The organism is Ancylomarina sp. 16SWW S1-10-2 (assembly GCF_009669305.1).
Lineage (GTDB): Bacteria > Bacteroidota > Bacteroidia > Bacteroidales > Marinifilaceae > Ancylomarina.
On sequence record NZ_SADB01000004.1, the window covers coordinates 153,752 to 167,407 of the forward strand.

Below are 13,656 nucleotides of genomic sequence, written 5' to 3' on the forward strand. Positions count from 1 at the left end.
ATTGAAACGTCATTGATTACATATTTTCAATAGACTGTTTAAAATCAGTTATACGTTGGTCAGTTGGATTTCCAGCTTCCTTATTCTTAGCAATAAAAGCATTGATGTTTTCAATTGCTTTAGCCTTGTTTCCATTGGCTTTGTATAAAGCAGCTAAGCAGTAGTTAATGTATAATGAACTATTTTCTTTAGAATAGCTCCCCATTTTTTGAATGGCTTTAGGGAACAAACCTGCATCAGCAAATTGAGGATCCATAGCAATTGTAAACATGTTCTGAACTAGCATGCTCTCACCTCTTCTTTTATCAGTTTTAAAAGCTGCATCAATCGACTTTATTGTCGCATCAAACCACTCACTAAATTTTTTGTTTGCTAAATAAAATTGAGATTGTAATTGACCTTCGATCATATCTACTTGTGCAGCGTCTAAATAAGGACGCATACCGTCAATTTCCTTATTCAAAGCTTCAATAGTTGTAGGCATCTTATATGCTTTAAGATGATTATCAATACTAACACCTATTAGTTGATTGTAATTATCTGCTCCAATTTCTTTGTTAGCAATTAAAGTTGATTTGTTTGCTGCGATAAACTTAAATAATTTGCTATTGTATTCCAGTCCTCCAGAATTTAGTAAGATTGTAAAAGCATCTTTTTTCAAGAATTCCTTTTGTTTTGTATTGGCAACAAATTCACTTCCTATTTTAGCTAGTTTTTTTTGTTCGTAAGCAGTCGATAAGGCCTCCATATAAGTAGCCAAAAACTCTTGACTGCGCTCTCCGTTAGCATAACGTTTTTCTAGTGTGCTAATTTGTTTTGTAGGATCTTGTGCAATAGCTGCTTGAGCTAATAGTCCTGCAGGATCAGTACCACCTACGATTTTGTGTAACACATTGCCATCAGCATCTAGAAATACCATAGTTGGGTAAGCGGCTACACCATATTTTTTTGCAACTTCAGGACCTTCACCCTTTTCACAGTCCATTTTAAGATTTATAAACTTATCATTAAAAACATCACCGACCTCTTTGGTTGGGAACACATTTTTAGATAAAGCTTTACAGGGACCACACCAAGTTGTGTAACAATCCATAAAAATCATCTTGTTTTCTTTTTTTGCTAATGCTTGTGCTTCAGCTAATGTTCCATGTTCAAATTTTATTCCCTGAGCAAACAGACTACCCGTAATAAGTATTGCTGATAAAGCAATTAATAATTTCTTCATATCATTATTTTATTAAGTCATTGTTGATATTAATGGGCTAAATAATATAAACTTTTCCACCAAGTAGGTTAATCAATGTTATTAATTGCGTTAATTAAGGTTAATGATTCATTATATAGCTTTAAGTTTTGTGGTAGATACTTGATATTTAGTGTGTCGTTTTAACCATTATTGTTAGCTAAGTAGCGTGTTGAAGTGGAAAGTTCATAGCCTATAAATTCTTTTAAGGAGATATTAGAGAACACCCAAAAGCAAGAAGTGAAGATGTGTATTAAAAAATGAAATGCTTATATTTGTGTTTCAAAATAAAGTAGGATTATGAAATTTATATTAATTGTAGTAGGAATCTATTTCCTTATAAAATATCTATTTAGGGCTTTCTTTCCTGTTATTGTTAAGAAAACTTTTGATAAAATGCAGCAAAAACAGAATCAGCAGCAGCAACAATATCAGGAAAAACCAGAAGGTGAAGTTACTGTTGAAAAAAATACGAAAAGTAAAGAAAAGCATAATACAAAAGATATAGGTGATTATGTTGATTTCGAAGAAGTTGACGAATAAATAATTAAGAGGACAAATGACTTGTTTCTCTTAAGTTGAACGGCTACTTTTGTTATCCAATTTCAGAAAAAATAAAATCTAAATATAAAACTATGGCTCAGGAAGATGTTTTCAAAAAACTGGTAGCTCATTGTAAAGAATACGGATTCGTATTTCAATCATCAGAAATTTATGATGGTTTGTCTGCGGTTTACGATTATGCGCAATTGGGGGTTGAATTAAAGAACAACATTAAAAAATATTGGTGGGATTCAATGGTGAAACTGCACGAAAATGTGGTGGGTATTGATTCTGCTATTTTTATGCATCCTACCATTTGGAAAGCTTCGGGCCACGTTGATGCTTTTAACGATCCTTTGATTGATAATAAGGATTCTAAAAAGCGTTACAGAGCTGATGTTTTGATTGAAGACTTAATGGCTAAGTATGAGACCAAAATGGATAAGGAAGTCGCTAAAGCTAAGAAAAAGTTTGGCGAGACTTTTGATGAGGCTCAGTTTCGTTCTACAAACCCTCGTGTGTTAGCCAACAAAGAAAAGATGGATGCTGTGCATACTCGTTTTGTTGAGGCTTTAGATAAAAACGACTTGAATGAGTTGAAGCAAATTATTATCGATAATGAGATTGCTTGTCCTATTTCAGGAACAAAGAATTGGACTGATGTTCGTCAGTTTAACTTGATGTTCTCAACTGATATGGGGTCAACATCTGACGGAAGTAGTAAAATTTACCTTCGTCCGGAAACGGCTCAGGGTATTTTTGTAAACTACCTGAATGTTCAGAAAACGGGTCGTATGAAAATTCCTTTTGGAATTGCACAAATTGGTAAAGCTTTCCGTAACGAGATTGTTGCTCGTCAGTTCATTTTCCGTATGCGTGAGTTTGAACAAATGGAACTGCAGTTCTTTGTTCGTCCGGGTGACGAAATGAAATGGTTCGAAAAGTGGAAAGAAACACGTATGAGCTGGCATAAAGCACTTGGTTTTCCAGATGATAAATACCGTTTTCACGATCACGATAAGTTGGCTCACTATGCTAATGCAGCAACTGATATTGAATTTAAGTTTCCTTTCGGATTTAAAGAGGTTGAAGGAATTCATTCTCGTACCGATTTTGACTTGAAACAACATCAGGAATTTTCTGGTAAGAAAATCCAATATTTCGATCCTGAGTTGAATAAAAGTTATACACCATACGTTGTTGAAACTTCAATTGGAGTTGACCGTATGTTCCTTCAAATTATGGCGGAAGCTTATAAGGAAGAGAAAATTGAAAAAGAGAATGGTAAGGTTGATGAGCGTGTGGTATTGAAATTACCACCAGCATTGGCACCAGTTAAGCTTTGTGTAATGCCATTGGTTAAGAAAGATGGTTTACCAGAGAAAGCTCGTGAGATAATCAACGATCTTAAGTTTGATTTCAATTGCCAGTACGATGAGAAAGACTCAATTGGTAAGCGTTACCGTCGTCAGGATGCTATTGGAACGCCTTTCTGTGTAACTTTAGATCATCAGTCGTTAGAAGATAATACAGTAACTATTCGTCATCGTGATACAATGGCTCAAGAGCGCGTTGAGATTGCGAATCTTTATGAGATTTTGAAAGCAGGCGTAAGCATGAAAGATCTTTTTAAGAAACTTAAGTAAACTTTTTACAAGCTTATATATTGAGAGAGGTGTCCTACGGGATGCCTCTTTTTTTGTTGTAAACTTCTCTGGGTTTCTTGCTTTAGATGTGCTTAGCTATTCTCATAGGGCATCTAATATTACTGTTCAGTGGTTCTATCTGTGCTTACTCGAGTTGAATTCCTTCGGGATTCTTTGTGATGGGTTATTCTAGTCCACAGGTTGCACCTGTGATTATTCGAGGTCAATTAATTTGTTTTTTTTGATGTTGACATTTATTGATGTCTACAATTGTAGGTTTTAGCCTTAGTTTGGGGCTTTCGTTTGTATTTGTACTTATGTAAGTGAAAGTTTTTTAGCTTCTATGTAATTTATAGTATAATGAGTGTCAGATAAGTATCTGTAGGAGGCATTGTACTTGACTTTTTTTTATAAAAAAAAGATGCCTTTTCTTTTGCAGGAATGAAACATTTCCATACATTTGCATCGCATTCAAAAGCAATGCCCAGGTGGCGGAATTGGTAGACGCGCTGGTCTCAAACACCAGTGGGGCAACCCGTGCCGGTTCGATCCCGGCCCTGGGTACGCTAAAATCCTCTTGAGAAATCAAGAGGATTTTTTTATGCTTTTATTTGAGATCAATTTACTGATATCCAATAATGGTAGAGAGTAATAGCTTCTTTAGAAACCCTTGAATGCATTGATGTATAGTTTGAAAATTGATTGTTGACAATCAGCAGATCATTTTTTTGCCACTCAATATCGGTGTCCTTTTTAATAAGATCTTCTATCCAAGAATTAATACGATTTTCCCAGTAGTTTAAATCATTGTCTTGAATATAGGCGATCATAGCCCCCTGATTTAAATGTTTCCCAAATTCATCTTGTTCTTTTTTTATTCTTTCAATCCCACCAGTTCTTCCAGAAACATAATCGTAATGCTTTTTTGATAATCTTTTAGCCTCAATCATAAATATTGATGAGGCCCCCATGGTAAAAGGGAAGGTGAAAATTGTGAAATCTACACCTTTCTTCTCATTAAATTGAAATAGTAAGTTTTCTGAACGGGCTTTGTCATTAAAAAAGTGAGATAACTCTTTTGAAATATCATCTTCTAAATTGAAAGTTATTTCTGATTTTTTGAATACACTTTCAAATTCGGGTAGTGTATTCTTTATGAATATGAGGATGCGTTTTACAGTCTGGTTTTTCTCAAGGGAAAAATCCTGTACTTGTATTGAATGATTATGTGTTTGTTCTCCTATCATTAGTAGCCGCTGTTTACAAAATCATTCATAATATCACCGGCATCTCGTAATGCAATAGATTTTAACCAATAACGCAAGCTGTTGGGCTTGATAAGGAAGACAATGTCTTTTTGATACAAACGTAATATTCTACGGTAATGAACACTCTCCTGTTGGTTTTCCATTAAGTCGGAAAGGTCTCCGTCTGCTATTTTTGGGGATATTTCTGGAGAAAATTCATCATTGCCGTATGCAAAAGGAAAACAGGTATACGAAAGGGTTTTAATAGGTGTTAATGCTCTAAATCTCTTATCGCCTTTTTCATATAAGGGATTTAAACTCTTACATAGAACGATTCCGAAATCAGAGAGTTCTGATTCAGAAACAAGCTGCGTATTAATTTTTGCTTTTTCGCCTTTTGTAAGTTCTTCTAGTTTATAATTGAGGACATCATCTTTTATGATCTCTTCACTATATGAAAGTTCTAGGTCCTTTTCATCTTCAGGGTATGGAAGATTTATTATATCTTTCATGTACATTACATATCCCCCTGATCTATTAATCCCTGCTTCGGCACTTAATGACAGTATTAAAACTTTGTACAGGTTATAATTATTTAATAATACATTTTCGATTTGTTTTAATTCATTTTTTTCACACTCAGGGGAGTGTATTCCAACAATTCTATTTTTAAAAATTAAATCATATTCAACAAATTCTGTAATAAATTTAGTCTTACCAAGAATTTCTTTAATCAATAAATGCGGAGCATTAAATATTAATTTATTACTCTCCCTAGTCCTTCCAAAATATTTTGATGATTCTATTCGAGTCTCTTTAATACCTATTTCTGTAAACATTTTTGACTCCACTAAAGGTTTTCCAGTCAAATGTATTCCAGTCTTTTTTCTATCACCATAATGAAAACCTTCTCCATAAGCCCATCCATTTTTCTCCTTTTTATCATCTAAAAACTTACTGAGACTTCTCAATTGTCTAAGTCTATTAACCAGATAATACAATTGATTTCCACCCATCAAGTTCGATTTCCAAATAGCAAGATCATTTTCAGCGATTTCTTGAGAAACGGGATGCATGTCGTAATGATCAATCTCAAAAAACAAGCGTTCTTTTGTTGTTTTAGTTCTTTTAACCCCAATATGTGTCAATATATGATTCCTGTCTGGAATGGTATTGTAGGCAAATACAACAGCCGTTGCAATTGATTTTTCAAAAAGGACAGATGCATCACGCAGTTCAGATAAATCAATAATCTGAGGCACTTTGTACCTTGAAAAGAACTCTTTTCTAAATTCTAATGTATTGTTGTAAAGTAAGGGACCCGATGGCATGACGAACGATAGCAGTCCGTTGGGTTTTAAAAGTTTCATTGCTTGCTGCAGAAACAACATGGCAATCTGATTTCTTGGTATGTGGTAGTCGCTATCAATCTTGAAATCAGCAATTAACCTATTGAAATCCTTCTTTTTATCTTCAAAAGGAGGGTTACCAATAACCAAATCAAACTGAGCTTTCTTTGTTTGATTAAGATATTTAAAGAAATCTCCGAGATAAATGTTCTCTTCTCTTAGGTCATCGAAACGTAAATTCATCCATATTTCGGTAGGCTTAAGCATGTCGCAAAGTGCAATACTTAAACTAAATACAGAAAGGCGAACCGATGCTTCTTCAATATCAACCCCATGAATTGAGTTTTTTAAGATAATTTTTAAATCATCTACTGTAGGGAAAATCAGTTTCCCCGTTTTTTCGAATTGCTCTTTTTGCCACCATTGAACAAGGCGTTTAAATACAGCTACCAAAAAAACACCCGAACCACAACTCACGTCTATTACTTTGTAGTTTGGTTTAGGCTCTGCAATTGGCATACATTCATCTACCATCAAACGTGCCAAATGAATTGGCGTATACACGGCATCCTTTCGTTGATCGACAAACTCCTCGTATATTCTACTGATTAATTCAACAGGAAGAAACTCGAAAGAATAAAGTGGCCATAAAACCAATTGTCCATTATGGGAATTGGCATCGAGATAACCCGCAAGTTTATTTAAATCTGTTTTTGATAGAATTTGTTTATCAGGCTCATCAAGTTCAAATACTTTTCCATTAAAGTGAGTGCTTAAATCATCAAATAAGTTGACGACCTCACCTGTTCGCAATACCTCACAAAACGAAGAGGCTTGCTGATATTTATTAAAGTAATCATTAGGGAAGACATGATTGCCATGCTCATCTTTTCGTTCTTCAAGATATTTTATTAAAATTGATAGGACGAGTAATTGGTGTGCTAATTTAGAATCGAGTCCACTTTCGTTGATAAAGTCTGTTCTAACTTTTTTTAAGCCTTCAATTAATTTGTTTTCAGAACTCTCTTTGCTTAGGAAACGATTTTCAACTTCTTTTTGTTCCCAAAACGTCCCGTTTGCAAAAAGTTTAGCCGAATATCTTTGATGTCGTTCATAAGATTCAGCAATTATAGGAAGACAATCAAAGGGATCTACGCTTATCTTTTTAGAATTCTTGTTATAGTTAACGTGTTTCCTAGCATCAAATATATTGATGTTGGTTTTGTCAAATACATAATATAAAGGAACGATACCACTACTCCAAATTTTTCTGTGGAGTTCAGCTAACTCTTCTTCAGTAAAAGAATTTAGGGTATTATCAAATATAAAAAGTTGTGCTTTGGATGATTGATTTTCTGTAAATCGTCTGAAATAGACAGCAGCCGCTTTGAGTTTTTTTGCAACATCAAGAATTAACCTCTCCTCAAATAATAATTCGTATGAATTATAATTTTTTGAAGTGAAAAATAGAGTTGAAAGTTTAGATTTTGGTTTAAAATCCAGTTTCTCTAATACATTATTTATTGAAGGCTGATTCATCGTTGTAAAAATACATATTTTTTAAGCACGGTGTATTTTTATAAAAAAAAAACTGATTGCCCTTATCTGCAATTTTGTTAATTCTATAGATGAATCTCTCATTTTAATGAGTTTTCTTATCCCAAATCAGAATAAGACAATGTTTTGTAGTCGACTATTTTTATAGGTATAAACAGAAAGTGCCTATTCATTCCAATCAATCTCCTTCCCAGCCACCACAGCTCGTTTATCCTATATTTCACCTTTCCTTGTGGGTTTATTTCTTGTCCTGCTCATCTTTTACGTCTTCCAGTAGGGATAAGTGTTTTCCCAGTCGCTTATTTTCTTGTCTTGCGGTTCGTTTGGCTTTCCTGTGGCTTTACACAGTTGTCCTGTATGCATTTTGTCGTTTCCTGTTCAACAGGGAGGCTTTTGAAGCTACAGGACGTCGAATAAACCTAATTCTGATTGCAAAATTCGTAACAGGATGGCTTATAGGTTAACTCGGATTTAGCTCAGGCTCTTGCTTGTAGGATAAAAAGAAATAAGGAGTTGCGTTGATCTCAAATGGTAGTGGGGCGAATTGGACTGGTTCGATTCCAGCTTTGTGTATGGATTGATATTTGAATTGTTCCAACTTATTTTAGGTCGAGACATAAGAACAAAAAAAAGCAACCTACTTATGTAAGTTGCTTTTTTTATGTGACCCCGGTGGGGTTCGAACCCACGACCCAATGATTAAGAGTCACTTACTCTACCAACTGAGCTACGAAGTCATCAATTTTGTTTGACAAAAGTAATATTAATTTTATTAACTCATTACTTTTTCTGTAAAAAAAAGATTAAATTTTTTACAGACTGGTTTTATTAAAAAAATCTATATAATTGTGCCATATCATTTAACATTTATTTATTCAAAATCACACTATTTCTGATTTTTGCCTGTAGAATTAATCAAGTTTGTGCGATGAGGGAGTGGTGATTAGAACGGTTTGTATAAGAATAGTAGCGGCTTTTAAGGTACAAACCATTCAATTTATTACTGAACTTTATACAAAGGTACTATCTTTGAATTTAGTACTAAACCGCTATGAACTATACACGTTGTTGGCTTTAGTACTTTTATTTTTTAACTCAATCAATTTTTAGGTTTAAGACCTGGTTAATTTATGTTCCGTTCTTTTAAAGTTTCTTCAAGGATTTTGTCTTTATCAGGACTTTTTACAATTTTAACAATTATGAAGAGTAAAATGAACACTGGTATAAATCCAAAAGGGCTTTCGTAATGAACTGTAGCAGCGCCTAATATAAATAAAACTCCTACTAAAACTCCGATTAATAATGCTTTTAAGAATTTACGTTTTTTTAATTTCTTTTTTTCAATCTGTAATTCTTCGTTTGTAAGTTCAGTTAATTTATTTTTTTTCATTAGTATTTTTTAAAAGTTTTATTTTCAGGTATTAAAGCCAACGGGCTTGCTATGTGTTTTGCGGGATTTCGAAGCAATTCACTTTCAAATCCGCATTTAGCCAAAACTTTGATTTACATTAATTCAAATTATAAATTGACAAATCAAAGATTTGGCGGTGTTGCAACGGAGAAATGCGGTTGATTTACCCGCTAAACCCCGCATTACATATAGCTTTTGTTAGGCAAAGTATCTCTCACCCTATCTAACAACAATTCATTTTATATTAATACCATTCTTTACTAAATCCCTCATGAATTTATACTTACAATACTTCGTGTTACCATTTACATAATCAATCAATAGAAAGCCTTCTAGTTTGCCTACCTTCTCATATTTGTCTGAATATTCGTGCTCTATTTTATTTATAACTGAACTGTAATCTAGAATGCTAGTGCAAGTATCACAATTTTCAACAGCATATTCCACTTCCTCAAAAGGGTAGTACGAATACCACGATCCCTTTAGGTAAGAGGAAGAATTATCATCAATGGGGCCAAGGCCAATGGAATATCTTTTTGAGTTCATTTCATCAAGATCTTCTGGTTTAACTTGCAAAATAGGGTATACTTTTTTATTATCAATATCAATTTTCACAGCAAGTTCACCAAAAGGATTACCATCATTATAAGAAACTATATTTTCAAAAATTGAAGGAGTTATCAAACCTCCTATTAAAGCATTTTCTATTATTTTTTTAAGTGGATTTGTTGAACGACAAGAGTAAGAGGGATCATTTTGTAATTCTTGATCATTTTTAATTCGGTTAAATAATCCATAATAGTGTCGAAACATGACATGAACCTTATGGCTTAATGTATCCTTTGATAGAAACAAGTTAGGAAAATCATTTTTCTTAATATGATAAGACAATTCATATGCTAATTTAAAGAAACCACTATCTTGTACAGGTATATTAAAAGAAGAAGCTGCCTTTTGGTCTTCTATATACTTTTGGTAATAATAATTCCGCTCTGTTTTATTTAGTTTGGATTGTCGCTCGTTTTTTAGCCTATCATATCCCTTTACAAATGAGTTCCACTTTCTGGTTCTTTTCCGTAAATCAGCAAATATTGGCTTCTCAAAATATTTTAGCTCATAGCCCTTTAAAACAAGCTGTTTAGCAGACTTAAATGCTGAGTTGAAATCTTTAGTTTTAATTGCACAAATGCATGCATTATGAACATTTTTGTAGGAAATGTTTGGATATATTTTAAAAAGAGAGTCATAAGTTTTAAGAGCTGAAGAAAACTTGTAACTCCTTATTTGATTTTCAACATCTGTTATGTTATGAAAGTAAGGAATATAGTCCTGCGCATTTACAACTGTTACAAAACAACTAAAAAACAGAAAAAATAAATGTTTTCTCATTTGGGGTGAAATTTTAAATTGGTAATATTCAGACTTCAACAGCCATGTGGTTTTAAGTTCAAATTGAACTTTATCTTTCTAAATAAACTTCTATCGAAAATGTTCATTAATATGTTGCCTAACTTGTTAGAATGTGCACTGGTGCACTTATTTCTACTTTATCTAGTTTAAAGGTTCACAATACACTCCTATATGGGCGGTATTGTGCCTCTTTTTAACAAAACTAAGCTAAAGTGTCAATTAAAAACTAATATTCATATTGTTAATTTAATCATTCCAAAATATGATCATATTAATGGAATTTTTAATTTGATAAGAGGATAGGCTGATTTTTGGGTCATGAAATAAAATGTTTTATTCAGGAATAGGTAATACTGGGAATTCGTACAAATACCAAAACCTCGTTGTAAAAGTCAGGAATCCATTTACTACCATTAACTGTAATTACAGAAGATATAGATTGCGATACAAAAAAATAGATTTAGTCTTCTTCAAAAAGTCTTAATCTGTTTTTCAGAGCACTTAATTCTTCTCTTAATTCCTTTTCTTTCTCCAGAAGATTAAATATGACATCTATTCCTTCTATGTTAACATTTAACTCGTTATGCAGACGAATCATTTTTTCAAGCTCACTTATTTGGTCCTGATCTATGAATTGATCTTGTTCAATAATTACAATTTGAATAAGTCCTGTTTTGCGCAAAGCATCAATAAACGAAAATTCAATCTCGTAGTGTGAACAAAGAGTTGTTATTGCTATTAAATTGTTTTCCATGTTACCCTAGTTTTTGTAATTCTTTGAATAGCTCCTTTTCTTTTTCTCTCAAATGTGTTGGCGTCTTTATATGGTAGGTGATTATGAGATCACCAAACGCGTCTTTTTTCTTATAAACGGGAAAGCCCTTTCCTTTCAATTTTACTTTCGTTTCATTTTGAGTTTCAGGTGCAATTTTAAGTTTTACTTTGCCATTAAAGGTGTCTACCATTATTTCTTCACCCAAAAGAGAAGTGTATAGGTCTATATTAACATTTGAATATAGATTATTGCCATCCCGCTTAAATTGTGTCTGATTGTTAATGATGAACTTAATATAAAGATCGCCATCGGGACCACCATTCAAACCTTCTCCGCCTTTACCCTTTATTTTGATTACCTGATCATTCTCTACGCCTGCGGGTATGGTGAGTCGTATTTTGGTGTTGTTGACAGTTAATAGTTGTTTATGAGTTGTGTAAGCATCTTTTAAATCCAAATGCAACTCGGCATGGTAATCTTGGCCTTTAAATTTTGTGTAATGACTTTGTCTAGAAGATGCTCTTCCTCCAAACATAGATTCGAAGAAATCAGAATATTCTCGATCAGAAAAATCTTGCTGTCTCGATCTATTCTGAGATTGATATTGTTGTTGAGCTTTTTCAGATTCTTCGCCACGTTTCCAGTCCTCACCGTATTTGTCGTATTTTTTTCGATTTTCAGGATCACTTAAAACTTGATTTGCTTCATTTATCTCCTTGAATTTTAATTCAGCTTTCTTGTTGTCTGGGTTTAAATCAGGATGATATTTGCGGGCGAGTTTTCGATAGGAGGCTTTAATCTCTTTCTCCGTTGCAGTTTTTGAAACGCCCAAAATTTTATAATAATTTATAAATGCCATTTTTTAGGTTTTTTTAGTTGGCTGTTGAGTAAAGTTACTATTTTTAGCTTTTATTTGACTCTTTGGACTGATTAATAAATTGACCAAGTCCACTAAATATTTACATCTTGAATCCATAGTGGTCAATTAATTATAAATTACACATAAAAATCTTACACCCAGAAGTATGGATTCAATCTATTTTGACTATATAATACTGCCATTATTGATTTTCATGGCCCGTATATGTGATGTGTCGCTTGACACGATACGTGTGATTATGGTTTCCAAGGGATATCGCAAGTATGCGCCCTATATTGGTTTCGTTCAAGTCCTGATTTGGATTGTTACGATTACTCGAATCATGGAAAATCTTGATAATTGGTTAACGTATGTTGCTTATGCAGCCGGATTTGGTATGGGTACTTATATTGGAATGCGTATTGAAGAGAAAATAGCAATGGGATATGAACTTTTGCGAATTATTACTCGATCTGAGGTGGATGAACTTGTAAGTGTATTGCGCCAAAAAGGATATTCAGTCACCAGTGTTGTAGGTGAAGGGAGGGATGGCGAAGTAGGTATCGTTTTCATGATTTTGAAAAGGAAAGTGACGCGCGAAGTCATTGAGATTGTAAATAAGTATAATCCCAAAGCATATTATACAATAGAAGACATACGATTTGTTGCCGATCCTGAATATTTGCCGCCTGCAAAAAGACATATGTGGTCAAAAACTCAGTATAAATAAGTCATGTTAAATCTAATAAACGGCAAACCGATTTGCAGATAAATGTGAACCTACTTAGTTAATGTGGTGTTGTTGATAGTTTCCTTTATTGATGGTGCTGTTATGTCATGATACTTGCTAATACCTATGGCTTTTATTCGCTGATGGCTGAGTCTTCTTTATAACATTAAACCTCTTCTATATTTCTAAAATTAAAGCAGCTTAGGAAATAATTTTGATGCCTTTTTCCTTTAATGAAGAAATAACATTTTCGTAATTTTCTGGCACAAATCCAACGGCTGCTTTTCTATCTTTTATGTGTACAAATATCACTTGTGGATTTTCTTTTCTATTTAATCCTGTAGGAAAGTGATATTTAAATCGATTAGTTCCCCAAAAGTTTCTGTTTTTATCAATGCTCTTATCCCAAATTTGCGCTTTTACATAATCTATATCTGACAGGTCAATTGCGTTTTTTAAATAAAACCCAATGAACATTCTCATAATATAAAATGCGATTACTAGACCTATTATTGATGATGCAATAGATATAAGACTTCCTTTTGAATATATAAAATTGAATGCTAATGTTGAGCTGAAAATGATTATGAATAAGACAAATATCCCATTCTTAAATTTTATCTGATTATCATCAATTTCAAATGTTTTGTCTTTGTAATTCATCCTTTTCAGTTTTTATTGGCTTTACCTTTAGCTTGCAAGTAAGGTTAGTCCTCGTTTCTTTGGGATTTTTCACCTTTATTGATGTGGAAACTTAATTAGATTCTCTGAAATTACGATTCTTTTATTTTTAGATCAATCTTGTTCTAAATGATTTTAACAATTGGGCTTTCCGCCCAAACCCGACATCATTTCTTGTCTTGAAACAAGAAACGAAGCAAAGAAA

General features: G+C 33.2%; 11 protein-coding genes and 2 tRNA genes. 4 read left to right on the plus strand and 9 right to left on the minus strand.

Translation table 11 applies throughout. The features are described 5' to 3' along the window. Positions 1-16: 16 nt before the first annotated feature. Positions 17-1,225, minus strand: a complete 1,209-nt coding sequence (locus EMN46_RS04670; protein WP_154199517.1) for a thioredoxin domain-containing protein — start codon at positions 1,223-1,225, stop codon at positions 17-19. Positions 1,226-1,543: 318 nt separating this feature from the next. Between EMN46_RS04670 and EMN46_RS04675 the strand changes: the two genes are divergently transcribed. From EMN46_RS04675 to EMN46_RS04685, 3 genes are all read left to right on the plus strand, one after another. Then, entirely contained in the window at positions 1,544-1,786 is a 243-nt protein-coding gene (locus EMN46_RS04675; RefSeq protein ID WP_154199518.1) for a DUF4834 family protein, read from the plus strand. Between the two features lie 92 nt (positions 1,787-1,878). Further along, a complete protein-coding gene (locus EMN46_RS04680) occupies positions 1,879-3,432 on the plus strand; it encodes a glycine--tRNA ligase (protein WP_154199519.1) in 1,554 nt (517 codons plus the stop codon). A gap of 482 nt (positions 3,433-3,914) precedes the next feature. Beyond that, a tRNA-Leu gene (locus EMN46_RS04685) sits at positions 3,915-3,996 on the plus strand. Between the two features lie 53 nt (positions 3,997-4,049). Here EMN46_RS04685 and EMN46_RS04690 read toward each other — a convergent pair. The 7 genes from EMN46_RS04690 to EMN46_RS04720 form a co-directional block, all read right to left on the minus strand. Continuing rightward, on the minus strand, positions 4,050-4,679 hold the full coding sequence (locus tag EMN46_RS04690; RefSeq protein WP_154199520.1) for a hypothetical protein: 630 nt from the start codon (positions 4,677-4,679) through the stop codon (positions 4,050-4,052). Continuing rightward, the gene (locus EMN46_RS04695) at positions 4,679-7,567 is read right to left on the minus strand and encodes a class I SAM-dependent DNA methyltransferase (RefSeq protein ID WP_154199521.1); all 2,889 of its coding nucleotides are present in this window, start codon (positions 7,565-7,567) and stop codon (positions 4,679-4,681) included. Before EMN46_RS04695 ends, EMN46_RS04690 begins: the two co-directional genes overlap by 1 nt. A gap of 682 nt (positions 7,568-8,249) precedes the next feature. Next, positions 8,250-8,322, minus strand: a tRNA-Lys gene (locus tag EMN46_RS04700). 386 nt (positions 8,323-8,708) lie between these two features. Continuing rightward, positions 8,709-8,975 (minus strand): hypothetical protein, encoded by a 267-nt coding sequence (locus tag EMN46_RS04705; protein ID WP_154199522.1) that lies wholly within the window; start codon positions 8,973-8,975, stop codon positions 8,709-8,711. Between the two features lie 255 nt (positions 8,976-9,230). Continuing rightward, the gene (locus tag EMN46_RS04710) at positions 9,231-10,385 is read right to left on the minus strand and encodes a hypothetical protein (RefSeq protein WP_154199523.1); all 1,155 of its coding nucleotides are present in this window, start codon (positions 10,383-10,385) and stop codon (positions 9,231-9,233) included. Between the two features lie 481 nt (positions 10,386-10,866). Beyond that, entirely contained in the window at positions 10,867-11,160 is a 294-nt protein-coding gene (locus tag EMN46_RS04715) for a chaperone modulator CbpM (RefSeq protein WP_154199524.1), read from the minus strand. Position 11,161: 1 nt separating this feature from the next. Beyond that, entirely contained in the window at positions 11,162-12,040 is an 879-nt protein-coding gene (locus EMN46_RS04720; RefSeq protein WP_154199525.1) for a DnaJ C-terminal domain-containing protein, read from the minus strand. Between the two features lie 166 nt (positions 12,041-12,206). On the opposite strand from EMN46_RS04720, the gene EMN46_RS04725 reads away from it, so the two are divergent. Further along, positions 12,207-12,770 (plus strand): DUF2179 domain-containing protein, encoded by a 564-nt coding sequence (locus EMN46_RS04725; protein WP_154199526.1) that lies wholly within the window; start codon positions 12,207-12,209, stop codon positions 12,768-12,770. 201 nt (positions 12,771-12,971) lie between these two features. On the opposite strand, the gene EMN46_RS04730 is transcribed toward EMN46_RS04725, so the two are convergent. Then, on the minus strand, positions 12,972-13,433 hold the full coding sequence (locus EMN46_RS04730; RefSeq protein WP_154199527.1) for a hypothetical protein: 462 nt from the start codon (positions 13,431-13,433) through the stop codon (positions 12,972-12,974). Positions 13,434-13,656: the final 223 nt, after the last annotated feature.

Excerpts from the sequence above, each read along its gene's own strand:
- EMN46_RS04695 (WP_154199521.1), bottom strand. The coding sequence starts at position 7,567 with ATGAATCAGCCTTCAATAAATAATGTATTAGAGAAACTGGATTTTAAA.
- EMN46_RS04710 (WP_154199523.1), bottom strand. The coding sequence starts at position 10,385 with ATGAGAAAACATTTATTTTTTCTGTTTTTTAGTTGTTTTGTAACAGTT.
- EMN46_RS04675 (WP_154199518.1), top strand. The coding sequence starts at position 1,544 with ATGAAATTTATATTAATTGTAGTAGGAATCTATTTCCTTATAAAATAT.
- EMN46_RS04705 (WP_154199522.1), bottom strand. The coding sequence starts at position 8,975 with ATGAAAAAAAATAAATTAACTGAACTTACAAACGAAGAATTACAGATT.
- EMN46_RS04715 (WP_154199524.1), bottom strand. The coding sequence starts at position 11,160 with ATGGAAAACAATTTAATAGCAATAACAACTCTTTGTTCACACTACGAG.
- EMN46_RS04670 (WP_154199517.1), bottom strand. The coding sequence starts at position 1,225 with ATGAAGAAATTATTAATTGCTTTATCAGCAATACTTATTACGGGTAGT.
- EMN46_RS04725 (WP_154199526.1), top strand. The coding sequence starts at position 12,207 with ATGGATTCAATCTATTTTGACTATATAATACTGCCATTATTGATTTTC.
- EMN46_RS04690 (WP_154199520.1), bottom strand. The coding sequence starts at position 4,679 with ATGATAGGAGAACAAACACATAATCATTCAATACAAGTACAGGATTTT.
- EMN46_RS04680 (WP_154199519.1), top strand. The coding sequence starts at position 1,879 with ATGGCTCAGGAAGATGTTTTCAAAAAACTGGTAGCTCATTGTAAAGAA.
- EMN46_RS04720 (WP_154199525.1), bottom strand. The coding sequence starts at position 12,040 with ATGGCATTTATAAATTATTATAAAATTTTGGGCGTTTCAAAAACTGCA.
- EMN46_RS04730 (WP_154199527.1), bottom strand. The coding sequence starts at position 13,433 with ATGAATTACAAAGACAAAACATTTGAAATTGATGATAATCAGATAAAA.